At 65.8% G+C, this 21,854-nt stretch carries 25 protein-coding genes and 1 tRNA gene; 13 read left to right on the forward strand and 13 right to left on the reverse strand.

Features of this window, described 5'->3' with window-relative positions; translation table 11 throughout:
- Positions 1 to 126 precede the first annotated feature (126 nt).
- A complete protein-coding gene (locus ACSQ24_RS28385; RefSeq protein WP_436098132.1) occupies positions 127 to 1,476 on the reverse strand; it encodes an ABC transporter substrate-binding protein in 1,350 nt (449 codons plus the stop codon).
- Positions 1,477 to 1,655: 179 nt separating this feature from the next.
- Here ACSQ24_RS28385 and ACSQ24_RS28390 point away from each other — a divergent pair, with 179 nt between their 5' ends.
- Genes ACSQ24_RS28390 through ACSQ24_RS28400 form a run of 3 tightly spaced genes read left to right on the forward strand, consistent with a single transcriptional unit; the run spans position 1,656 to position 3,979 of the window.
- Complete coding sequence (locus ACSQ24_RS28390; RefSeq protein WP_436098133.1) at positions 1,656 to 2,678, forward strand: aldo/keto reductase; 1,023 nt, start codon at positions 1,656 to 1,658, stop codon at positions 2,676 to 2,678.
- Between the two features lie 4 nt (positions 2,679 to 2,682).
- Entirely contained in the window at positions 2,683 to 3,522 is an 840-nt protein-coding gene (locus ACSQ24_RS28395; RefSeq protein WP_436098134.1) for an amidohydrolase family protein, read from the forward strand.
- A gap of 1 nt (position 3,523) precedes the next feature.
- Positions 3,524 to 3,979, forward strand: a complete 456-nt coding sequence (locus tag ACSQ24_RS28400; protein ID WP_436098135.1) for an RbsD/FucU family protein — start codon at positions 3,524 to 3,526, stop codon at positions 3,977 to 3,979.
- A 5-nt stretch (positions 3,980 to 3,984) separates the two neighbouring features.
- On the opposite strand, the gene ACSQ24_RS28405 is transcribed toward ACSQ24_RS28400, so the two are convergent.
- Both ACSQ24_RS28405 and ACSQ24_RS28410 read right to left on the reverse strand, forming a co-directional pair.
- A complete protein-coding gene (locus tag ACSQ24_RS28405; protein WP_436098136.1) occupies positions 3,985 to 4,365 on the reverse strand; it encodes a DoxX family protein in 381 nt (126 codons plus the stop codon).
- A 144-nt stretch (positions 4,366 to 4,509) separates the two neighbouring features.
- On the reverse strand, positions 4,510 to 4,998 hold the full coding sequence (locus ACSQ24_RS28410; protein ID WP_436098137.1) for a DUF3617 domain-containing protein: 489 nt from the start codon (positions 4,996 to 4,998) through the stop codon (positions 4,510 to 4,512).
- A 255-nt stretch (positions 4,999 to 5,253) separates the two neighbouring features.
- Between ACSQ24_RS28410 and ACSQ24_RS28415 the strand changes: the two genes are divergently transcribed.
- From ACSQ24_RS28415 to ACSQ24_RS28425, 3 genes are all read left to right on the forward strand, one after another.
- Positions 5,254 to 7,041: a peptide ABC transporter substrate-binding protein gene (locus tag ACSQ24_RS28415; protein WP_436098138.1), complete on the forward strand. Its 1,788-nt coding sequence runs from the start codon at positions 5,254 to 5,256 to the stop codon at positions 7,039 to 7,041.
- A gap of 145 nt (positions 7,042 to 7,186) precedes the next feature.
- Positions 7,187 to 8,146, forward strand: a complete 960-nt coding sequence (locus ACSQ24_RS28420; RefSeq protein WP_126114933.1) for an ABC transporter permease — start codon at positions 7,187 to 7,189, stop codon at positions 8,144 to 8,146.
- Positions 8,112 to 9,050, forward strand: coding sequence for an ABC transporter permease (locus ACSQ24_RS28425; RefSeq protein ID WP_436098139.1), 939 nt, complete (start codon positions 8,112 to 8,114; stop codon positions 9,048 to 9,050). The genes ACSQ24_RS28420 and ACSQ24_RS28425 overlap by 35 nt, the downstream gene beginning before the upstream one ends.
- Positions 9,051 to 9,226: 176 nt before the next feature.
- Here ACSQ24_RS28425 and ACSQ24_RS28430 read toward each other — a convergent pair.
- Positions 9,227 to 9,311: transfer RNA gene (locus ACSQ24_RS28430), tRNA-Leu, on the reverse strand.
- Positions 9,312 to 9,428: 117 nt separating this feature from the next.
- On the opposite strand from ACSQ24_RS28430, the gene ACSQ24_RS28435 reads away from it, so the two are divergent.
- Together ACSQ24_RS28435 and ACSQ24_RS28440 are read left to right on the forward strand one after the other, a co-directional pair.
- Positions 9,429 to 10,040: a YqaA family protein gene (locus ACSQ24_RS28435; protein WP_436098140.1), complete on the forward strand. Its 612-nt coding sequence runs from the start codon at positions 9,429 to 9,431 to the stop codon at positions 10,038 to 10,040.
- An 8-nt stretch (positions 10,041 to 10,048) separates the two neighbouring features.
- Positions 10,049 to 10,579 carry a disulfide bond formation protein B gene (locus tag ACSQ24_RS28440; protein ID WP_436098141.1) on the forward strand — a complete coding sequence of 177 codons (531 nt, stop codon included), beginning with the start codon at positions 10,049 to 10,051 and terminating at the stop codon, positions 10,577 to 10,579.
- Between the two features lie 112 nt (positions 10,580 to 10,691).
- Here the strand turns inward: ACSQ24_RS28440 and ACSQ24_RS28445 are convergent, their stop codons facing one another.
- From ACSQ24_RS28445 to ACSQ24_RS28475, 7 genes are all read right to left on the reverse strand, one after another.
- Positions 10,692 to 11,249: an HNH endonuclease gene (locus ACSQ24_RS28445; RefSeq protein ID WP_436098196.1), complete on the reverse strand. Its 558-nt coding sequence runs from the start codon at positions 11,247 to 11,249 to the stop codon at positions 10,692 to 10,694.
- A gap of 223 nt (positions 11,250 to 11,472) precedes the next feature.
- Positions 11,473 to 12,354, reverse strand: coding sequence for a 3-hydroxybutyryl-CoA dehydrogenase (locus ACSQ24_RS28450; protein ID WP_436098142.1), 882 nt, complete (start codon positions 12,352 to 12,354; stop codon positions 11,473 to 11,475).
- A 66-nt stretch (positions 12,355 to 12,420) separates the two neighbouring features.
- Positions 12,421 to 13,368: an electron transfer flavoprotein subunit alpha/FixB family protein gene (locus ACSQ24_RS28455; protein ID WP_436098143.1), complete on the reverse strand. Its 948-nt coding sequence runs from the start codon at positions 13,366 to 13,368 to the stop codon at positions 12,421 to 12,423.
- Positions 13,368 to 14,114 carry an electron transfer flavoprotein subunit beta/FixA family protein gene (locus ACSQ24_RS28460; RefSeq protein WP_436098144.1) on the reverse strand — a complete coding sequence of 249 codons (747 nt, stop codon included), beginning with the start codon at positions 14,112 to 14,114 and terminating at the stop codon, positions 13,368 to 13,370. Before ACSQ24_RS28460 ends, ACSQ24_RS28455 begins: the two co-directional genes overlap by 1 nt.
- A 130-nt stretch (positions 14,115 to 14,244) precedes the next feature.
- Positions 14,245 to 14,946, reverse strand: a complete 702-nt coding sequence (locus tag ACSQ24_RS28465) for a rhomboid family intramembrane serine protease (protein ID WP_436098145.1) — start codon at positions 14,944 to 14,946, stop codon at positions 14,245 to 14,247.
- 4 nt (positions 14,947 to 14,950) lie between these two features.
- Complete coding sequence (locus ACSQ24_RS28470) at positions 14,951 to 15,532, reverse strand: cob(I)yrinic acid a,c-diamide adenosyltransferase (protein ID WP_436098146.1); 582 nt, start codon at positions 15,530 to 15,532, stop codon at positions 14,951 to 14,953.
- A gap of 43 nt (positions 15,533 to 15,575) precedes the next feature.
- Positions 15,576 to 16,046 carry an Lrp/AsnC family transcriptional regulator gene (locus ACSQ24_RS28475; protein ID WP_436098147.1) on the reverse strand — a complete coding sequence of 157 codons (471 nt, stop codon included), beginning with the start codon at positions 16,044 to 16,046 and terminating at the stop codon, positions 15,576 to 15,578.
- A gap of 129 nt (positions 16,047 to 16,175) precedes the next feature.
- Here ACSQ24_RS28475 and hppD point away from each other — a divergent pair, with 129 nt between their 5' ends.
- Positions 16,176 to 17,309, forward strand: a complete 1,134-nt coding sequence (hppD, locus tag ACSQ24_RS28480; RefSeq protein ID WP_436098148.1) for a 4-hydroxyphenylpyruvate dioxygenase — start codon at positions 16,176 to 16,178, stop codon at positions 17,307 to 17,309.
- Positions 17,310 to 17,316: 7 nt separating this feature from the next.
- Here hppD and ACSQ24_RS28485 read toward each other — a convergent pair whose 3' ends face one another.
- Positions 17,317 to 18,183: a LysR family transcriptional regulator gene (locus ACSQ24_RS28485; protein WP_436098149.1), complete on the reverse strand. Its 867-nt coding sequence runs from the start codon at positions 18,181 to 18,183 to the stop codon at positions 17,317 to 17,319.
- Between the two features lie 256 nt (positions 18,184 to 18,439).
- On the opposite strand from ACSQ24_RS28485, the gene ACSQ24_RS28490 reads away from it, so the two are divergent.
- Together ACSQ24_RS28490 and ACSQ24_RS28495 are read left to right on the forward strand one after the other, a co-directional pair.
- Entirely contained in the window at positions 18,440 to 19,336 is an 897-nt protein-coding gene (locus tag ACSQ24_RS28490) for a DMT family transporter (protein WP_436098150.1), read from the forward strand.
- Between the two features lie 164 nt (positions 19,337 to 19,500).
- Positions 19,501 to 19,944 (forward strand): hypothetical protein, encoded by a 444-nt coding sequence (locus ACSQ24_RS28495; protein WP_436098151.1) that lies wholly within the window; start codon positions 19,501 to 19,503, stop codon positions 19,942 to 19,944.
- Between the two features lie 82 nt (positions 19,945 to 20,026).
- Here ACSQ24_RS28495 and ACSQ24_RS28500 read toward each other — a convergent pair whose 3' ends face one another.
- Complete coding sequence (locus ACSQ24_RS28500) at positions 20,027 to 20,584, reverse strand: dihydrofolate reductase family protein (RefSeq protein ID WP_436098152.1); 558 nt, start codon at positions 20,582 to 20,584, stop codon at positions 20,027 to 20,029.
- Between the two features lie 111 nt (positions 20,585 to 20,695).
- Between ACSQ24_RS28500 and ACSQ24_RS28505 the strand changes: the two genes are divergently transcribed.
- A complete protein-coding gene (locus ACSQ24_RS28505; RefSeq protein ID WP_436098153.1) occupies positions 20,696 to 21,214 on the forward strand; it encodes a winged helix-turn-helix transcriptional regulator in 519 nt (172 codons plus the stop codon).
- A gap of 93 nt (positions 21,215 to 21,307) precedes the next feature.
- A complete protein-coding gene (locus tag ACSQ24_RS28510) occupies positions 21,308 to 21,817 on the forward strand; it encodes a hypothetical protein (protein WP_436098154.1) in 510 nt (169 codons plus the stop codon).
- Positions 21,818 to 21,854 lie beyond the last annotated feature (37 nt).

Here is a 21,854-nt window from a genome sequence, read left to right on the forward strand (position 1 = left end):
GTCAGCCTGACGAAGCGAGAGGCCTGCTTTGCCGAAAAGGCCGTTGAAAACTCCGCCGAGCTCCGGCTTTGCGCCCCCCACCCCTGCCCCTCCCCACAAGGGGGAGGGGTTCTGCGTTTGCGCCCCTCAGCCCTGCTCGCTCTTGACCAAGACCGGCGCGAAGGCTTCCGTCGCCTTCTTCAATTCGGCTGCGACATCGGCGCCGCCGATCGCATTGGTCAGCGCCACCCCGAAGACGTCGCGGAACTCGGTCACCGGGACAATCTGCGGCAGCGCGGCGCGGGCGATCTTGGCCGAGTTCAGCAGGCAGTCGAAATACTGCTTGCCGAATTTCGACGACTCGATCGTTGCCTTGTCGAGATAGGCCGAGGAGCGGGCCGGCGCGCCGGCGCCCGCCTTCAGCATGGCGAGCTGGTTGGCCTTGTTGGTCATGAACTGGATGTAGAGCCAGGCCGCCTCCTTCTTCGAGGAGCCGCGCGAGATGCCGATGCCGTCGCCGAACATGCCGGCATGGTGCGCCTTCGGCCCCGGCGGGGTGACGCCATAGCCGACCTTGCCGACGATACGCGACTTGCTGGGGTCCTCGAGCGGGGTCGCAAAGCCGATGCCGTCGAGCCACATCGCGGCGCGGCCCTGCATGAAGGTGGTCTGGCACTCGTTCCAGTTGAAGCCGACCTGGCCGGCCGGGCCGGTATCCTTGTTGAGCTTCTTGTAGAGCTCGCCGGCCCAGATCGCTTCGGGCGTGTCGGTGAGCAGCTTGCCCTCGGCCGAGGTGGTCTCGATGCCCTGGCCGAGCACCAGGCAGGCCCAGACCGGGACGTTGGCGTTCTTGAGGCCGCGCGAGACGAAGCCGGCGACGCCCTTGGCGGGATCGTGCAGCTTGGCGGCCGCGACCGCCATCTCGTCCATGCTCTTGGGATAGGCGACGCCCTTCGCGTCGAAGAGCTCCTTGTTGTAGTAGACCATCCAGTAGTCGACGAAGAAGGGTAGCGTATCGAGCGCCCCGTCGCTCTGGCGGGCATAGGCCACGGCGCCGGCGCCGAAATCCTCGAAATTGAAGTCCGGCGAGGTCAGCGAGGCGTCCTTGATGAAGGGCGTCAGATCGGCAAACCACTTGCCCTTCGCGGCCATGCGCTTCTGCACATGCAGCGAGATGCCGCTGACGTCGAAGCTCGGCTTGCCCGAGGCGAACTCGATCACCGCCTTCTGGCGCTGCTGCTGCTCCGGCACCTGCTCGGCCGAGACCTTGATGCCGGTGAGCTCGGTGAACTCCTTCTCGGCCGCCTGCATCAGGTCGGAGCGCGGATTCTTCACCAGCAGCACGTCGATCGTCGTGCCTGAGAAGCGCTTCCAGTTGAACGCCGCTTGGGCGTGGGCCTCGCGCAGCACCAAAGGCGAGGTGATCGCGCCGGTCGCCCCGAGCGCGGCGGCTCCGCGCAGCAGGCCACGCCGCGTCGGCTTGAGAATTTCGGTCATGGACGTCCTCCCTGGACTGATGCGGCCGTTGCCGGCCGTCTTGATCCCGTTCCGGCAAGCAGGCTCTCGATTGCCAAGCCGCGGGAATGGAGCGCAGGCTAGTGCGGATCAAAGGCGGTTGCAAGCTGACATGTTGGCGTGCACATAGTGATGCAACACGACCGAGAACCCGGCTCCCGATGACGACTTCCACGCTTGCTTCCCGCCCCCTCGGACGCTCCGGCCTCGAGGTCACGACGCTCGGTTTCGGCGGCGCGCCGCTCGGCGATCTCTATGCCCATATCGACGAGGCGACTGCGATCGCGACCGTCGAGGCGGCACTCGCGGCCGGGGTCAATCTCGTCGACACCTCGCCGCTTTATGGCCACGGCCTCTCCGAGCATCGCATCGGGGCGGGCTTGCGCCGCTCGGGACGCAAGGATGTGGTGATTTCGACCAAGGTCGGCCGGGTCGCCGAGCCCTTCGCCGGCCGCGGCGACGGCTCGGGCTATCTCGGCGGCCTGCCGCACGGGCTTCGCTTCGACTATTCCTACGATGGCACCATGCGCTCGCTCGAACAGTCGGCGCTGCGCCTCGGCGTCGACCGCATCGACGTCGTCCTGATCCACGACGTCGACGTCTGGACCCATGGGCGCGAGCAGATCGAGAGCCGTTTCGCGGAAGCCATGGCCGGCGCCTATCGTGCGCTCGACAGGCTGCGATCGGCCGGCGCGGTCAAGGCGATCGGGGTCGGCGTCAATGAGGCCGAGATGTGCGAGCGCTTCGCTAATGCCGGCGATTTCGACACCATGCTACTCGCCGGGCGCTATTCCCTGCTGGAGCAGCCGGGGCTCGCCTCCTTCATGCCGCTGGCGCAGCAGAAGGGCATCGGCCTGATGCTGGGCGGCGTCTTCAACTCGGGCATCCTCGCCACCGGCCCGGTCGCCGGCGCCAAGTACAATTACCAGCCGGCACCGCCCGAGATACTCGCCCGTGTCGCGGCGATCGAAGCGGTCTGCGCCCGCCATGGCGTACCGCTGCGACGCGCCGCCTTGCAGTTCCCGCTCGGGCACCCCGCCGTGGCGAGCCTGGTCATGGGCGCGGTCAAGCCGGAAGAGGTCGCGGATCAGGTGACAGAGCTCTCGGCGCCGGTTCCGGCCGCCCTCTGGGCCGAGCTGAAGGCCGAAGGCCTGCTCGGCGCCGATGTCCCGGTTCCGGCCTGACGCCATGCGCATCGACGCCCATCAGCACTTCTGGAGCCTCGCGCGCGGCGATTATGGCTGGCTGACGCCGGCGCTGGGCGCAATCCATCGCGATTTCGGCCCCGCCGATCTCGCCCCACTGCTGGCGCAGCACGGCATCGACCGCACCATCCTGGTCCAGGCCGCGCCGACGCAGGCCGAGACCGCCTTCCTGCTCGATATCGCCGCGAAGACGCCCTTCGTCGCTGGCGTCGTCGGCTGGGCTGATTTCGACGCGCCCGATATCGTAGAACGGATCGCTGCCCTCGCCGACGATCCGCTCCTCGTCGGGCTGCGGCCAATGGTGCAGGACATCGCGGACGACAACTGGCTGGCGCGTCCTGAATTAGCGCCGGCCTTCGAAGCGATGGCGGCGCACCACCTCGTCTTCGATGCGTTGCTGAAGCCGCGCCATTTTGCGCCGATGCTCGCAGTGCTGGAGCGCCACCCCGACCTCGCCTGCGTCATCGACCACGGCGCCAAACCCGACCTCGTGACCGGAGATCTCGCGGCCTGGCGCGAGGGCATGACGGCGCTCGCCGCCTATCCGCCCCTGTTCTGCAAGCTCTCCGGCCTCGTCACCGAAGCCGGGTCGGACTGGACGCTGGAGACATTGCGGCCGGTCGTCGAACATCTCCTCGCCGTCTTCGGTCCTGACCGGCTGATCTTCGGCAGCGACTGGCCGGTGGTGACGCTGCGCGCCTCCTATGCACAATGGTTCGCGACAGCTGAAATTCTCCTCGCTGGCCTCTCCAGGGCGCAGCGCACTGCCGTTTTCGGCGGCAATGCGGCAAAACTCTACCTCTCGCAGCGCGGACGTCAGTGACATGCTCAGGAATATCGACCCTGTCCTGTCCGCCGACCTGCTCTGGGTGCTCGCCGCCATGGGCCATGGCGACGACCTTGCTTTGGTCGATGCCAACCATCCGGCTGAAAAGATCGCGCGCGCCACCACGAGTGGCCGGCTGGTACGCCTGCCTGGCCTCAGCATGGCGCGAGCGGCGCGGGCCATTCTCTCGGTGCTGCCGATCGACGAATTCGAGCCGCAGCCGGCCCGGCGCATGCTGGTGGTCGGCGATGCCGCCGCGATCCCGGACGTCCAGCGCCAGGTTCAGGCCGAACTCGACCGCGCGCTCGGCCGCATCGAACCGCTCGCCGGCATCGAGCGCTTTGCCTTCTACGAGGCGGCAAAGCAGGCCTTCGCGGTGGTGCAGGTCGGCGATCCCCGCCCCTATGGCTGCTTCCTGTTCCGCAAGGGCGTGATCGCGGGCGAACCGGGCTGAATGGCTCAGCCCTGACCGATCAGAGCCAGAAACCCGCCGGCGATCGCAAGATTGGCGACGAAGCCGTTGATGCGGTTGGCCCGGTCCAGCCCCTGATGATCCCAGAAATTATTGAACATCGGCGTCGCGGCCACGAGGAAGGCGAGCAGCATTCCTGACGCCAGCGCGGCCTGAATGCCGCACAGGATCATGATGCCGGCGACGAGTTGCCAGGCGATCCCCAGCCACAATGTCGCGGCCGGCAGCGGCACCCCGCGCGCCCCGATGAGGCTCGTCAGCAGATTCCTGTTGATGATGTTGCGCAGGCCAGCGAAGGCGAAGGTCCCGCCCAGGAGCAGCCGTCCAGCGACACCTGCCGCATCAGCCTGAAGAATGTCCGGTCCCATGGTTTGTCCTTGTCTGGCGACACGCGCTTCCCAAGGTCAGAGAACCTCTGAAGCGCTTTCCACAAGGACGAGGCGGCTCAGCATGTTGTGACATGCCAACAGAACTTTTTTGCGAAATGGACCGGGCCGCCGACCCGTTACGCGCTACGGCTTCGCTCCGGCCCCCGGCATCGAGATCACCTTGCCGTCGGGCAGGATGATGTCACCTGGCTTCTGGCCCGGCCCGCAATCGCCGACGCGCTTGGCTTCGACCACGAGCTTGCGCTCGACCGGCCCCGGCTGCCCGGGCATGCCGGTGAGCTTGGTGGTGCCCTCGGTGCGCACGGTCGCCTGGAAATCGCCGGTGACGACACTGTTGCCGACCGCCGTGATCTGGCCGATCGTGCACTCCGTCGCGACGGCATAGCCGGTCGCGGTCTTCTTGACCTCGACCTTCGAGCAGGCACCGCCGGTCATGCCGCCCAGCATGGCGCGGTCCGTTCCGGGACCGACACATTGCTTGGCGCTCGTCTCGCCCTCGGCACCGGTCGATTTGGTCTCCCACAATCCGGCTTTGCGCTGCGGAAGCTCCTCGGCGAATGCCGGAACGGGCCCGAGAATGCTGGCGGCGGCGATGATGGCGAGTGCCCTCATGTTTGTCTCCTCAAAACCGGAAGGATCGATTCAGGGCGCAAGACAGAACGGGGCGGGCGGCGATTTTAGGGCGGCCGGCCAGCAATGTTGAGGGAGCGTCCCGGCACCTTGGCGACCACGCAAGGGCGGCGATGCGTCACGACCCCTGTTGACGCTTTTTGTGGCACATGTCTTGCTGCCGCCCCTGACGAAGAAAAAAAGAGGCGAAGGCCTCGTTCGGATCAGACTGATCGATATCAGCAGAGGGGATCACCGATGGACGAACACAAGTTGCGCGAGCTGGTTGCGGGCGTGAAGGATGGTGCTGTTTCGCGGCGCGCTTTCATCCAGCGATTGGCTGCCGTCGGCATCACGGCGCCGATCGCCACGCAGATCCTGGCCTGGAACGACGTTGCGATGGCGCAGGCCTCGCTGGCCTACAAGCCGACCAAGGCCGGCGGTGGCGGGCCGCTCAAGCTCCTGCTCTGGCAGGCGCCGACACTGCTCAACCCACATTTCGCCAGCGGCACCAAGGATCAGATCGCCGGCCGCATCTTCTTCGAGCCGCTCGCCGGCTGGGACAAGGAGGGCAATCTCACGCCGCAACTCGCCGCCGAAGTCCCGACGAGGGCCAATGGCGGGCTTTCCGCCGACGGCACCGTCGTGACGTGGAAGCTGAAGCAGGGCGTCAAATGGCATGACGGCAAGCCCTTCACCGCCGATGACGTCGTCTTCACCTGGGAGTATGCCGCCGATCCGGCGACCGCCGCCTACACCACCGGCTCCTACACCAACATCAAGGTCGAGAAGGTCGACGACCACACCGTCAAGGTCATCTTCAAGGAGCCGACACCGTTCTGGGCCGATCCCTTCGTCGGTGTCGTCGGTCAGATCCTGCCGAAGCACCATTTCGGCGAGTACAAGGGCGCCAAGTCGCGCGAGGCGCCGGCCAATCTGAAGCCGGTCGGCACCGGCCCGTACAAGTTCGTCGATTTCAAGCCGGGCGACATCCTCATCGGCGCGCGCAACGAGGACTACCACGTCAAGAACCAGCCGCATTTCGACACGATCGAGGTCAAGGGCGGCGGCGATGCGGTCTCGGCGGCGCGTGCCGTGCTGCAGACCGGCGAATTCGACTATGCCTGGAACCTGCAGGTCGAGGACGAGGTCCTCAAGCGCATGGAGACCGGCGGCCGCGGCAAGGTCAGCGCGGTGGTCTCGGGCGACATCGAGTTCATCATCCTCAACACCACCGATCCCTGGACCGAGGTCGATGGCGAGCGCTCCAGTGCCAAGACCAAGCACCCCACCCTGTCGGATCCGAAGGTGCGCGAGGCAATCAACCTCCTGATCGACCGCGACTCGATCCAGAAGTTCATCTATGGCCGCGGCGGCATCGCCACGGCGAGCTTCGTCAACGAACCCAAGCAGTTCAAATCGCAGAAGCTCAAATACGAGTTCAATGTCGACAAGGCCAACAAGATCCTCGACGAGGCCGGCTGGAAACGCGGCGCTGACGGTATCCGCGAGAAGGACGGCAAGAAGCTCAAATACGTCTACCAGACCTCGATCAACGCCCCGCGCCAGAAGACGCAGGCGATCATCAAGCAGGCCTGCCAGAAGGCCGGCATCGATCTCGAGCTGAAATCGGTGACCGCCTCGGTGTTCTTCTCCTCCGACGTGGCGAACCCCGACACCTACACCAAGCTCTATGTCGACATCGAGATGTACACGACCACGCAGCCGCAGCCCGATCCGGAGCGCTTCCTCAACCAGTTCGTCTCCTGGGAGATCGCCAGCAAGGAGAACAAGTGGCTGGGCCGGAACGTCTCGCGCTATTCCGACCCGGAAGCCGACAAGGCCTACAAGGCTGCCCAGAAAGAGCTCGACCCGGCCAAGCGCGCCGCGCTGCTGATCAAGGTCAACGAGATCTTCTGCGAGGCGCATGTGATCCTGCCGCTGCTGTCGCGCACCCGCGTCGCCGCCTCGGCGACCAACCTGATGCACGATCACAGCGGCTGGGATGTCGACACCTGGAACGTCGCTGCCTGGTATCGCAGCTGAGGCCGGCTAAACCGCTCGCGGACGACTGATATCGTCCGCGAGCGACCCTTTGCCGCTCCCGCTCGAGCCGCTTCAGCCCGATGGTGTCACCACCATCGGCTAGCGCGGTTTGCTCCAGCGACACCCCGCTTCACGGGAATCCTAGATGGCGACCTATCTTCTCCGGCGATTGCTGATCGCTATTCCGAGCTTGCTCGGCATCAGCCTGATCTTGTTCACGGTTCTGGCGTTGGCGCCGGGCGATCCGTTTTCGGAGATGGCGACCAACCCCAACGTCCCGCCCGAAGTGCGCGAGGCTCTGCGCGCCAGCTTCGGCCTCAACGATCCAGTCATGGTGCGCTATTTGCGCTGGCTGTCGGCGATGGCGCAGGGCGACTGGGGTTTCTCCTTTGCCAGCCGCATCAATGTCGACGACCTGATCCTGCAGCGTGTCCCGACCACGCTCTTCGTCGTCGGCACCTCGCAGATCCTGGCGCTGTGCATCGCGCTGCCGGTCGGGATCTACGCGGCGACGCGGCCCTATTCGGTCTTCGACCAGATCGCCAACACGCTCGCCTTCGTCGGCTTCTCGCTGCCGACCTTCTTCACCGGCCTGCTGCTGATCCTGCTGTTCTCGATCAAGCTCGACTGGTTCCCCTTCGTCTACCGCTCCGACATCGCCGCGAGCGGCTGGCGCTGGTATTGGGAGATGTTCCGCCAGGCGATCATGCCGATCACGGTGCTCGGCCTGTTCCAGGCGGCGTCTTATACCCGTTACGTCCGTTCCGCAGTGCTCGACGTGATCCGGCTGGACTATGTCACGACGGCGCGCGCCAAGGGGCTCGGCGAGAAGACCGTCACGCTGCGGCACATCACCCGCAATGCGCTGATCCCGGTGGTGACCCTGGTCGCCCTGCAGATGCCGGCGGTCTTCGGCGGCGCCATCGTCACCGAGCAGATCTTCCGGATTCCCGGCATCGGTTCGCTGCTGATCGATGCGATCCTCGCCAACGACACGCCCGTGATCATGGCCGTCACCTTCGTCTTCGCCTGCCTGGTCGTCCTCTTCAACCTCATCGCGGATTTGCTCTATGGCTGGCTCGACCCTCGCATCTCCTTCCGCTGATCCGGCTGTGGCCGTCGCGGCGAGCGTTTCAGTCTCGCCCGGCCGCGAAACCTGGCGGCGCTTCCGCCGTCATCGCCTCGCGATGGCAAGTACCGTCATCCTCGCTTTGCTGATCCTCGGGGTCGTCGTCGGTCCCTGGCTCTGGCCCGTGCCGATCAACGACATCGATTTTTCGGCGCAGCTGCAGGGCCCATCCTGGTCGCACCCCCTGGGCACCGACGATCTCGGCCAGGATATCCTGGCGCGGATGATGTATGGCGGGCGCATCTCGCTCGCCGTCGGCCTCGCCGCCATGGTGGTCGCGACCATCGTCGGCGTCGTGATCGGCGCCTCGGCCGGCATGTCGCGCAAGATCGCCGACCCCGCGCTGATGTGGGTGACGGACCTGTTCCTGTCGCTGCCGCAGCTGCCGCTGCTGCTGCTGATCATCTACCTGTTCCGGGAGCAGCTGAAGGCAGTCTTCGGTGTCGAGGGCGGCGTCTTCATCCTGATCGTCGTCGTCATCGGCGGCCTGCGCTGGATGCCGGTCGCCCGGCTGGTGCGGGCGCAGTTCCTGTCGCTGCGCGAGAAGGAGTTCGTCGAGGCTGCGAAGGCCCAGGGCGCCACCAAGTTCCGCCAGATGACGCGCCATATCCTGCCCAACGCGGTCGGCCCGGTCATCGTCGCCTCGACGATCGAGGTCTCCTCGGCGATCATCGCGGAATCGACGCTCTCCTTCCTCGGCCTCGGCTTCCCGCCCGATATCCCGACCTGGGGGCGCCTGCTCTTCGACGCCAAGGACCATCTCGATACCGCCCCGCATTGGGCCCTGTTCCCGGGTGCGGCGATCTTCCTGACCGTGCTGTCGATCAACTTCATCGGCGACGGCCTGCGCGATGCGCTCGACCCGCGCCGCGTGATCTGAGCTCGCACAGGCCAGACGATCACCCGACATGCGATCAAAGGGGGCTCTGCGGCGCCCCCTTCCTTTTGGGTCGACGCCTCGTCCCGGCTCGATCAGATGGAGGCGGGGCCGCTTTCGAAGCCGAGCTGGAAGAAACAGTGGCTGAAAGAGATGGCCAGCGCATCAAGCGCGATGTTTGGTGCCCCTGGCCGGGATCGAACCAGCACTCCTTGCGGAACTCGATTTTGAGTCGAGCGCGTCTACCAATTCCGCCACAGGGGCCCCTTTCGGGCCGGCGGACTATAGCGATCGCCGAGGGCCGGTCAATCTCGCGTGAACACTCGTTGATGTAACGTCCACCCCATGGACGGGCGCACGCGCGCCCGCTAAGGGGCGGCGATGTTCGAACGACTTTACCTCTGGACGCTCTCGCTCGCCGCGCGCCGCAGTGCGCAGGTCTGGCTCGCCGTCGTCGCCTTCATCGAGAGTTCCTTCTTCCTGATTCCGGCCGATGTGCTGTTCGTGCCGATGGCGCTGGCCAAGCCCGAGCGGGCCTATCGCCTCGCATTGATCGCGACCATCTTCTCGACCCTGGGCGGTATCGCCGGCTATGCGCTCGGCTATTATGCCTTCGATGCGCTGGCGCGGCCGGTGCTCGCCTTCTACGGCAAGCTCGATGCCTTCGAGCAGTTGCGCGCCTGCGCCGGCCCCGACACGACGCTGCTCCTGTTGACCACTTCCGGCCTGGCGCATCTGCCGCCGATCAAGGTGGTGACGATCCTGGCCGGCGCCGTTCATATCGGGCTCGGTTTCTTCGTGCTCTCCTGCGTGCTCGCCCGCGGCGCCCGCTTCTTCGCCCTCGCCTTCCTGCTGCGCCGCTATGGCGAGACGATCCGGCATTTCATCGAGAAGCGGCTGAAGCTGATCGCGCTCGGCGGTGCAGCGGCACTGATCCTGCTCTATTTCGGCCTCAAGCTGCTGACAGGCTCGGGCCAGCTCCTCTCCTGCTGAGTTACGCCATGACAGGCTTTGTCCCGCGCCTTCTCGCCGATCCTCGCCGCCTGATCGCGCTGATCGGGGTCGCGAGCCTCGCTCTGATCGCCGGCGCCTGGTTCTTCGAGCTGGTCCTGCACCTGCGCCCCTGCAAGCTTTGCCTCGAGCAGCGGGCGCCGCATTACGCCGCGATCGGCCTTGCCGCGATCGCTCTGCCTTTCGCGCGCTCGCGCCGGCTGCAGGTCGCCGCGCTGATCGGCCTGGCGCTGCTGATGGCCTGGAGCACCGGGCTTGGCTTCTACCATTCCGGCGTGGAATGGGGGATCTTCGCCGGCCCGAATGATTGCGGCGGAACGCCTGCCCCCGCGGCAGCCGGCGTCCAGGACCTGATGAAGCAGCTGCGGACGACCCGCATCGTCTCCTGCACGGAAGCGGCCTGGCGCTTCCTCGGCCTCTCGCTCGCCGGTTGGAACGCGCTGGCCTCGCTGGGACTGCTGATCGCAGCGCTGCTCGGGCTGAAAAGCGCGCTGAGAGTGACTGGCGGTTCGCCAGCGTGAGTCCGATTGGCGTGATCGCCGAGAACCGGAGCGCAGCGGACTGATGTCCGTGAGCACCGGAAGCGCAGGCGGTCGCGTCAAGCGGCCGCGCTGGTAGAACCGGGAGCCGCGCTCAGGGCTCGAGCTCGGAATCCCAGTAGAGATAGTCGAGCCAGCTCTCGTGCAGGTAGTTCGGTGGGAACAGCTTGCCGTTGCGATGCAGGTCGTTGATCGACGGCGCGAACGGCTTCTGCGTCGGGATCATCCCGACCGCGGCCGGCATCTTGTCGCCCTTCATCAGATTGCAGGGCGAACAGGCCGCGACGACGTTCTCCCAGGTGGTGAGCCCGCCCTTCGAGCGCGGCACGACATGGTCGAAGGTCAGTTCATCGCGCGTGCCGCAATACTGGCAGGCGAAGCGGTCGCGCAGGAAGACGTTGAAGCGGGTGAAGGCCGGGGTCCGCGACGGCTTGATATAGGTCTTGAGCGAAACCACCGAGGGCAGCTTCATGTTGAAGCTCGGGCTGCGCACCACGGTGTCGTATTCGGAGACGATATTGACGCGGTCCATGAAGACCGCCTTGATCGCGTCCTGCCAGCTCCATAACGAAAGCGGATAGTAGCTCAACGGCCGGAAATCGGCGTTAAGCACCAGCGCCGGACAACCGTCCGGCGAGGCCATCGGATGCATCACATGCGCCGTCACCCGTATCGCGCCTCCGCTTGCTGGCCGTACGAATCCCGTAACGCATCAATGTAAGCGCGAGACGACAGGAATGTGAAGCCGCGATGTTGCGGGTTACGGGCGACAGCCGTCATTCTCGGGCGCAGCGGAGCGAAGACCCGAGAATCTCATGAGGAGAGGGCACTGGTTTCCGAGATGCCCGGGTCAAGCCCGGGCATGACGGCAGGGATCAGCGCGTCGGAATCGGCTTCTCGCCGCGATAATCGTAAAAGCCGCGCCCGGCCTTGCGGCCGAGCCAGCCTGCCTCGACATATTTCACCAGCAGCGGGCAAGGCCGGTATTTCGAATCGGCCAGACCGTCATGCAGCACCTGCATCACCGACAGGCAGGTATCGAGACCGATGAAATCGGCGAGTTGGAGCGGGCCCATCGGGTGATTCGCGCCGAGCCGCATCGCCGTGTCGATCGCCTCGACCGAGCCGACGCCCTCATAGAGCGTGTAGACGGCCTCGTTGATCATCGGCAGCAGGATGCGGTTGACGATGAAGGCCGGGAAGTCCTCCGAAACCGACGCTGTCTTGTGCAGCTTGGCGACGAAGTCCTTGGCGAGTTCGAAGGTGTGATCGTCGGTAGCGATGCCGCGGATCAGCTCGACGAGCTGCATCAGCGGCACCGGATTCATGAAATGGATGCCGATGAAGCGCTCGGGCCGATCGGTCGCGGCGGCGAGCCGCGTGATCGAGATCGAGGAGGTGTTCGAAGCGAGCAGGGCGTCGGGCCGCAGATAGGGGCAGATCGCGGTGAAGATCTTGCGCTTCACCTCCTCGCTCTCGGTCGCGGCTTCGATCACCAGATCGCAGGTGCCCAGATCCTCCAGCTTCGGCGCCGACGTGATCCGGGCCATCGCTGTACGGCGATCCTCGTCGGCGATTGCGCCCTTGCTGACCTGTCGGGCCATATTGCCGTCGATCGTCGCCAGCGCCGCATTGATGCGCTCCTCGGCGACGTCGTGCAGCTTGATGTCGAAGCCCGCGACCGACGCGACATGGGCGATGCCGTTGCCCATCTGTCCTGCGCCGATGATGCCGACGGTCCTGATCTGTTGGTCCATGTGACGCTTCTGTTCCCGAGGGGAGCTGGCTCGGGCGGCCTCATGGCCGCCCGCAGCGCGACTTGCCTACTTGCCGGCCTTTTCGAGCTCTTTCTCGAGCTCAGGCATGATGGTGAAGAGGTCGCCGACGAGGCCGTAATCGGCGATCTGGAAGATCGGCGCCTCCTCGTCCTTGTTGATGGCGACGATGACCTTGGAGTCCTTCATGCCGGCGAGATGCTGGATCGCGCCGGAAATGCCGACCGCGACATAGAGATCCGGCGCCACCACCTTGCCGGTCTGGCCGACCTGCCAGTCGTTCGGGGCGTAGCCGGCATCGACCGCGGCGCGCGAGGCGCCCATCGCGGCGCCCAACCGGTCCGCCACCGGCTCGATCACCTTGGCGAAGTTCTCGGACGAAGCGAGCGCACGCCCGCCCGAGACGATGATCTTGGCCGAGGCCAGTTCCGGCCGGTCGGACTTGGCGACCTCCTCGCCCTTGAAGGACGAGCTGCCCGGGTTCTCAGCCGTCGCAGCGTTCTCGATCGGCGCGGAAGCCGCCCCGTCACCGGTTGCCTGGAAGGAAGCGCCGCGCACGGTGATCACCTTCTTGGCATCGGCGGACTGCACCGTCTGGATGGCGTTGCCGGCATAGATCGGCCGCTCGAAGGTGTCGGCCGAGACGATCTTGGTCACTTCCGAGACCTGCATCACGTCGAGCAGCGCGGCGACGCGCGGCATCACGTTCTTGCCGGTGGTGGTGCCGGGAGCGACCAGAGCGTCATAGCCGGGCGCAAGCGAGACGATCAGCGCCGCAAGCGGCTCGGCCAGGCGATGCTCGTAAGACGCATCGTCGGCGAGCAGCACCTTCTCGACGCCGTCCAGCTTGGCAGCCGCCTCGGCGACGGCCTTGGCATTGTGACCGGCGACCAGCACATGCACAGGCGCGCCGAGCTGCTTGGCCGCGGTCAGCGCCTTGCGGGTGGCTTCGTTGAGGCTCTTGTTGTCGTGCTTGGCGAGCAGAAGGGTCGGCATCAGATCACCCCGGCAGTCTTGAGCTTGGAGACGAGTTCGGCGGCGTTGGACACCTTGATGCCGGCCGAACGGCCGGCCGGCTCAGCCGTCTTCAACACCTTGAGACGCGGCGCGACGTCGACGCCGAGCGTCTCGGGCGTGGTCTCGTCGAGCGGCTTCTTCTTGGCCTTCATGATGTTGGGCAGCGAGGCATAGCGCGGCTCGTTCAGGCGAAGGTCGGTGGTCACGATCGCCGGCAGCTTCAGCGACACCGTCTGCAGGCCGCCATCGACCTCGCGGGTGACGTCGGCCGAACCGTCGCCGATCACGACCTTCGAGGCGAAGGTGCCCTGCGGCCAGCCGAGCAGCGCGGCCAGCATCTGGCCGGTCTGGTTGCTGTCGTCGTCGATCGCCTGCTTGCCGAGGATAACGAGTTCCGGGGTTTCCTGCTCGACAATCTTCTTGAGCAGTTTGGCTACCGCCAGCGGCTCGACGGGAGCGTCGGTCTTCACCAGGATGCCGCGATCGGCGCCCATGGCGAGGCCGGTGCGGATCGTCTCGGCCGCCTGCGCGGGGCCGACCGATACGACGATCACTTCCGTCGCCTTGCCCGCTTCCTTGAGCCGCAGCGCCTCTTCGACCGCGATCTCGTCGAAGGGATTCATCGACATCTTCACATTGGCCAGCTCGACGCCTGACCCATCACCCTTCACGCGGATCTTCACATTGAAATCGACTACCCGCTTGACGGGGACAAGAATCTTCATGGGCGCTTCACCGGTTACGGAGAGATGGAGGCCGATCCGCCTGCGATGGCGATGGTCGGCATCGTGGCTCTCGGCTGAAATGCGGACGGACCGTAGCGACGGGGATTTGGGCTTGTCAACGCCATGAAAGTCACGGCTTGCCCCGCAAGACGCGGCCAAACAGACGCAGCTCGCGCCGGATCAGCAGTGGCGTCAGCGCCGCTCCTGCGCCGAGCCCGCCGAGATGCGCCCACCAGCCGACAGCGCCCTGCTGATCGAACAGCGCCGAGAACAGCTGGAACAGGATCCAGGCACCGAGCGCATACATCGCCGGGATGTGCAGCGGGATCCATTTGAAGGCGAGGCCCCAGATCCGCACACGCGGATAGAGCATCAGATAGGAGGCGATCACGCCGGAGATCGCGCCCGAGGCGCCGATCAGCGGCTGCTCCGATTCGGGGTTCATCAGCGCGTGCAGCAGCGCCCCGGCCATGCCGCAGAGCAGGAAGAAGACGAGGAAGCGCAGATGCCCCATCGCATCCTCGACATTGTCGCCGAAGACCCAGAGAAACAGCATGTTGCCGATCAGATGCGCAAAGCTGGCGTGCAGCATGATGCCCGTCATGAGCGTCAGCCAGGGCGGCGCCCTGAGCAGCTCCGATGGCAGCTGCGCCTCACCGAACAGGACCGCGGGAATCGTGCCGAAACCGGCCATGACCGCGATCTCGCTCGCCTCGCTGGTCCAGTGCATCAGCGCAAGGCGCAGCACGATGCAGAGCGCGATCAGCGCATAGGTGACATAGGCAACGCGGATGAAGCGCATCGGCACGCCGTCATGCAGCGGCACGAACATGAAACTAGCGGTTCTGGCCGGGCGTCCAGAGCACGTCGCCCCCTGCCCTGGCATTGAGGTGGCGCGAGGCGACGAACAGGAAATCTGAGAGGCGGTTGATGAACTTCAGCGCCGGCTGGGCGACGTTCTCGCCATCGCCCTGCGACAATTCGACCATCAGCCGCTCAGCCCGTCGGCTGACCGTGCGGGCAAGATGCAGATACGCCGCGCCCGGCGTGCCGCCCGGCAAGACGAAGGAACGCAGCGTCCCGAGCGGCCGGTTGAGCTGGTCGATCTCGGCTTCGAGGCGGTCGACCTGAGCCTGCACGATCCGCAATGGCTCGAAGGCCGGCTTCTCGCCGCTATCGGGCGAGGCAAGCTCGGCGCCGAGATCGAAGAGATCGTTCTGGATGCGCCCCAGCATGGCATCGAGCTCCGCGTCCTCGCTGGCACAGTGCAATCGCGCCAGGCCGATACAGGCATTGGTCTCGTCGACCGTACCGTAGGCGGAGACGCGCAGGTCGAACTTGGCCCGGCGCGCGCCGGTAGCGAGCGCCGTGGTGCCGTCGTCGCCGGTGCGGGTGTAGATGCGATTGAGAACGACCATGCGGCAGTTATAGCGCGCCGCAGCGTGGACGGAAGAGGCATGCTCACACCATCGCCAGGGGCAGAAGTCCCGGCTCCTTCAGCGTCTCCAGCGCGATCTCCGAGCGCACCCGCGCCACGCTCTCATGCGGCAGCAGCACCTCGTTGACCAAGCGCGCCAGCTCCTTGAGGTCACCGACCGCGACTTTCAGCATGTAGTCGGCCTCGCCGGTCAGCGCGTGCGCCTCGAGCACGGCCGGCGTCAGCTTCACCAGGTCGCGGAAGCGCCGGGCATTGTCGCGCGAATGGGTGTTGAGCGCGACATGGATGAAGACGGTGACGGAGAGCCCGATCGCCTCCGGATCGATCAGCGCGCGATAGCCGCGGATTGTACCTGCGTTTTCCAGCGCTTGGCGCCGCCGCGAGATTTGGCTGGCGGAGAGGCCGACGCGCTCGGCGAGCGCGCCATTGGTCAGCGAAGCATCCTGCTGCAGAGCGTCGAGCAGGCGCCAGTCGAAAACGTCGAGCTGCGGCATTCCGTGAGCCCTTCTGCACTTTCATGCACGATCCGTGCGAATTCAACCCGAGAGTCCAGAGTTTTGCAAACCCTTCGCCATCCGAATGCGCGAGGATCGGTCAACCAAGCATTCTCAGGAGGACACCGCATGGGACCGTTCCCGCACGATTCAGCCCCGCCGGCCATTTCCGACGCCAACCCGATGGGCACCGACGGCTTCGAGTTCGTCGAATATGCCCATCCCGAGCCGGAGAAACTCGGCGAGCTCTTCAAGACCATGGGCTTCACCAAGGTCGCCAGGCACCGCTCCAAGAAGGTGACGCTCTATCGCCAGGGCGACGTCAATTTCATCGTCAACGCCGAGCCCGATTCCTTCGCGCAGAGCTTCGCCGCCGAACACGGCCCCTGCGCTTGTGCCATGGCGTTCCGCGTGGTCGATGCCAAGCACGCCTTCGAGCGTGCGGTCTCGCTCGGCGCCGAGCCTTATGAGAGCAAGGTCGGTCCCGGCGAATTGCAGATTCCGGCGGTCAAGGGCATCGGCGGCTCGCTGCTCTATTTCGTCGACCGCTATGGCGAGAAGGGCTCGATCTACGACGTCGACTTCGAATGGCTCGGCGAGACGGACCCGCATCCCGAGCAGGCCGGAATGTATTATCTCGACCACCTCACCCACAACGTCATGCGCGGCCGCATGGACCATTGGGCCGGCTGGTACGGCGATCTCTTCAATTTCCGCGAGATCCGCTTCTTCAACATCGAGGGCAAGCTCACCGGCCTGATCTCGCGGGCGCTGACCTCGCCCTGCGGCAAGATCCGCATCCCGATCAACGAATCCCTCGACGACAAGAGCCAGATCGAGGAGTATCTGCGCCAGTACAAGGGCGAAGGCATCCAGCATGTCGCGCTCGGCTCGCGCGACATCTATGCCAGCGTCGAGCAGCTCCGGCAGAACGGACTGCCCTTCATGCCCTCACCGCCCGAGACCTATTACGAGAAGGTCGACGGCCGCGTCCCGAACCATGGCGAGCCGGTCCAGCGCCTGAAGGCCAACGGCATCCTGATCGACGGCGAAGGCGCGGTCGCGCTCGGCGACAAGGCCGGCCGGATGAGCAAGGTTCTCCTCCAGATCTTCTCCGCCACGGTGGTCGGGCCGATCTTCTTCGAGTTCATCCAGCGCAAGGGCGATGACGGCTTCGGCGAGGGCAATTTCCGCGCTTTGTTCGAGTCGATCGAGGAAGACCAGATCCGCCGCGGCGTGCTGAAGCCGCAGGCGGCGGAGTAACGCGCATCTAGGCTGCCAGCCGCGGCGCCGCCATCGCCTCGCGCAGCGCCTGTGCGAAATGACGCGCGGCGATGCTCGCCTGCGGCGCGATCACCAGCGCGACCGAGAGCTCGAACAGCGACGGCAGGTTCTCGGACGGCTCGAGCCGGCGCAGGGACACCGGCGCCGCACTCTCGGTGATCGCGGTGACGCACAGCCCCGCTTCCACCGCCGAGAGCAGGCCGGCCATGTGCGATGACGAGAACACCAGCCGGTGCGGCCGTTCCGCGGCCTGCAGCGCATTCAGGATACGTGGGCGTGCCCGGCAGCCCTCGTTGAACAGGCCGAGCGGCAGAACTTCGCTGAGCTCCGGCCGGTGGCCACGGGCCGCGACCCAGATCAGCGGCTCGCGCCTAAGGCGCTCGCCCTTCGGCCGGCCGGGGTCCTGGGTGATCACGGCAAGGTCGAGCTCGCCTGCCGCCACTGCAGGCTCGATCCGCTTCGAGAGCTCACAATGCACCTCGATCTCGACCCGCGGATGCTCTTCGGCGAAGCGCACGATCAGCGGCCTGAGGTAGGCGTCGACATAGTCGTCCGGCAGGCCGATGCGCAGGCGTCCCACCGCCTTGTCGCCCTCGAGTTCGGCCCGCGCCTCGCGCTCGATCGCGAGCAGGCGGCGGGCCTGGGCGAGCAAGCGCTCGCCGGCCTGCGTCGGCGTGACACCGCGGCGCGAACGCTCCAGCAGCTGCTTGCCGAGCGCAGCCTCCAGATCCTGGATGCGGCCGGACACCGCCGATTGCGTGCGCCCGAGCTTTTGGCCCGCTGCTGTGAAGCCGCCGGTCTCGGCGACGGCAACGAGCATGGCGAGTGCATCGAGATCGAGATGGGTCGACATCATCGCACCAGCGGAAATGGCGATAGATGAATCAGAATAATCCGTTTTTCCGATTGCTGGAAGCGCCTTATGTTGGGCGCCACAGTTGATCGTCATTCCGGACAAGCCGCTTCAGCGGCGCAGTTCCGGAATCCATCGAAGGGTGATGCGCTCTATGATGGATTCCGGCGCTACGCTGCGCTCCGGCCGGAATGACGGCGACTTGTCCGTGATCATCGCGCCCGAAAGCCGTCCGATGTCCGCCCCGAGCCTTGCCGTGCCAGATCGTCCCGCCACGCCGGCGCTCGCCATGTTCCTGGCGCTGCTGCTCGGCGCAACCTGCATCGGCTTCTCCGGCATCTTCGTGCGCTTCGCCGATGTCGGCCCGGCTGCGGCCGGCTTCTGGCGCATGGCCTTCGCCCTGCCGGTCCTCGCCGCCTGGATGGCTCTGGAGGATCGCGGCGGCAATGCGGATGGCGTCAGGTCCGGCGCCATGCTGCCGATCGCGCTTGCCGGCCTCGCCTTCGGCGTCGATGTCGTTCTCTACAACGCCTCGATCGGCTTCACCTCGATCGCCAATGCCTCGCTGCTCGGCAACCTCTCGCCGGTCGGCGTCATCCTCGGTGGCTGGCTGCTGTTCCGCGAGAAGCCGACGCGGCGCATCCTCGGCGCGCTGCTGCTCGCCGTCGGCGGCGCCGGCCTCCTGGTGCTGCCAAAACTGTCGGGAAGCGCCGTGACGCCTCTCTCAGGCACCGGCCTGTTCGGGGACGGCCTCGCCATCGGCGCCGCCTTCTCCTACGCGGCCTATATCCTCGCCGTGCGCCGCGCCCGCAATCGCGCCGCCGCCGGGCGTATCAGCCTGATCTCCAGCGCCATCTGCGCCATGTTCTGCCTCGTTGCAGCGCTTGGCCTCGGCGAGACTATCCTGCCTCAGACGCTGACCGGCTGGCTCGCCGTCGCCGCACTCGGCCTGGTCTCGCATGCCATGGGCCAGGGCCTGATCACGCTGGCGCTCGGCCATTACGGCGCCAATGCCGCCTCGCTGGTCATGGTCTGGCCGGCGCTGGTCTCGGTGCTGGCCGCCTGGGCGATCTTCGCCGAGCAGCCCTCGCCGGCGCAGGCGTTCGGCGGCGTCGCGATCCTAGCGGCAGTGCTGATGGTGCGGAAGGGCTGAAATCAGCCTCGAGCCACGCGATCGAACGACGATAGGAAGCGGGCCCGCCGAGCCACTTTCTATCGCCAGCGTAGTTGATTGGTGCAAACTAAAATACCGGTTGATCCCTGATATTTCCGGCGCACAGTTCGCTCAGCCTCATTCTGAGGCGGGGAGAACTAGCCATGGTCGCTCGGGTTTCCGCTTTCATCTTCACTTGCCTTTTGGTCAGCACACCGGCTGGCGCGCAGTCGCGCCAGTTCGGGCCGGCGACCGGAACCGTCTCGATCCGGCAGGTGCAGGTGGCCTTCATCGGCTCGGGCGCTATCGGCGGCGGCACGCTCCGCTTCAACAAGCGCAATTACGACATCACCGTCGGCGGCCTCGGCATCGGCGGCATCGGCGCCTCGCGCCTGACCGCGACCGGTTCGGTCTACCGCCTGGCCAATGTCGAGGATTTCACCGGCGCCTACATCCAGATTCGCGAGGGCTGGGCGATCGGCGACGAAGGCCGCGGCACACTCTGGCTCCGCAATGCCAAGGGCGTAGTCATGCGCCTCGCCACCAAGCGCCGGGGCCTGCAGCTCTCGCTCGGCGCCGATGGCGTGCTGATCGGCTTCAAGCAATAGATCGCCGCGGCTACACAGGCCCGGCAGGTAGACGCTGCGGAGGGTTGGAAGCCCATCCCTTCCGCAACGGGTCGCCATTCCATCAGTTTACCGGTGCGTAGCGCAGGATCACCGTGCCGTTCTTGAGCGGCCTGGTCTCCAGCAGCTCGAGCTTCTGTTGCTCGCCGCCTTCCTTGAAGAGCGGCGTGCCCGCGCCGAGCCGCACAGGCACCACTGCCAACATCAGCTCGTCGATCTGCTTCGCCGCCAACAGCGTGTCGATCAGCTCGGCGCTGCCGAAGACCAGGACGTCCTTGCCCGGAGCAGCCCGCAGCTTGGCGATTTCGCCGACGATATCGGCGGTCACCCGCGTGTTGTTCCAGTCGGAACTCTGAATCGTGCGCGAGGCGACTAGCTTGGGCAGCGCATTCATATAGCGTGTGACCTCGCCGTCCTCCGCGTTGGCGCTGGTCCAGTACGCCTTCATCCCGTCATGGGTGACGCGGCCGAAGACGAGAAGCTGGGCACGCTTGCCGAACTCCTTGCTGAGCGCATCGAGCTCCTCGCCCCAGGCGTCGTTGTGAAACGACAGGTCCCACTTCTCCTTGCCCTCGAAATAGCCGTCGAGCGTCATGAGGTTCCAGGCGATCACCTTGGCCATCACATCCTCCATATAGGCGCCGCCCCGGCGCCAGCAAAACCGCTTGCGATTTGCAAGCAGTTGGCTTCTAGCGAAACTGATTGTAGAATGCAAGCAGTTTTGGAGACGCATATGAGAGAGACCGGCCGTTCGGGCTGCCCGATCAATCTGAGCCTGGAAATCCTCGGGGATCGCTGGAGCCTGATCGTCCTGCGCGACATGATGTTCGGCAATCGCCGGCATTTCCGCGAATTGCTGGCGAAATCGGACGAGGGCATCGCCTCGAACATCCTCGCCGACCGGCTGAAGCGGCTGCTCGAAAATGGCCTGATCTCGCGCCGCGACGACGCCAGCCACAAGCAGAAGGGCATCTACAGCCTGACCGAAATGGGGATTTCTCTGGTGCCGGTCTTCGCCGCCATGGCCGACTGGGGCCGCCGCTTCCTGCCGGTGACGCCGGAGATGTCGATCCGCGCCGAGATCCTGGCCGAGGGCGGTCCGGCGCTCTGGCAGAAGTTCATGGCGGAGCTGCGCTTTCTCCATCTCGACGCGCCGCGACCGGCCCAATCCGTGCTCGATGAGTTGACCGAGGCCTATCGCTGCGCGGTGGAGCGCAAACGCACCGCCGACGCCGAACCGGAAGCAGTCTGAGGCCCGCCGATCGGGTCATCTCGCAGGCAGATTGATCAAAACCTCTCCTGAGACGTTTAGCCGGCAGGAGGAATGATCATGACAAGACATCGCATGGCGAAAGCGCTCGCCGCGGCGGTGCTGTTGGTGCTGGCTCAGCCGGGCATCGCCGAGCAGGAAGCCGGCAGCAGCGAGGCGAGTTTCCTGAACTCCCTCGAAGGTCGCTTCAGCGGCAATGGTACGCTCCAGAACGCCCGCGGGACCAGCCGCTCGCTGAAATGCCAATTCGACGGCGACCAGCAGGGCTCGCGCCTGAGCCTCGACGGCAGTTGCAGCACCGCCGCCATTTTCAGTACCTCGATCAAGATCGAGCTGCGCCACGACCCGAAGACCGGACGCTATGCCGGCACGTTCAAGGAGAGCACCGGCACCGTGGCGAATCTATCCGGCACGCGCCAGGGCCAGCGGCTGACGCTCGCCTTCAACGAGACTGCGGAAAGCGTCCGCCCGAACCCGCCCGCGACCCTGACGATTTCGCGCCAGCAGGACGGTGTCGCGCTGACGCTGCGCGGCAGCCAGCCAGGTCAGGGGCAGAACCTCGACCTGTCGCTCCGAGAGAATTGATCCGACACGAAAAAGGGCCTGCCCTGAGGCAGACCCT

Origin of the sequence: Allobosea sp. LjRoot237 (assembly GCF_964253285.1) — a bacterium.
Classification (GTDB): domain Bacteria; phylum Pseudomonadota; class Alphaproteobacteria; order Rhizobiales; family Beijerinckiaceae; genus Allobosea.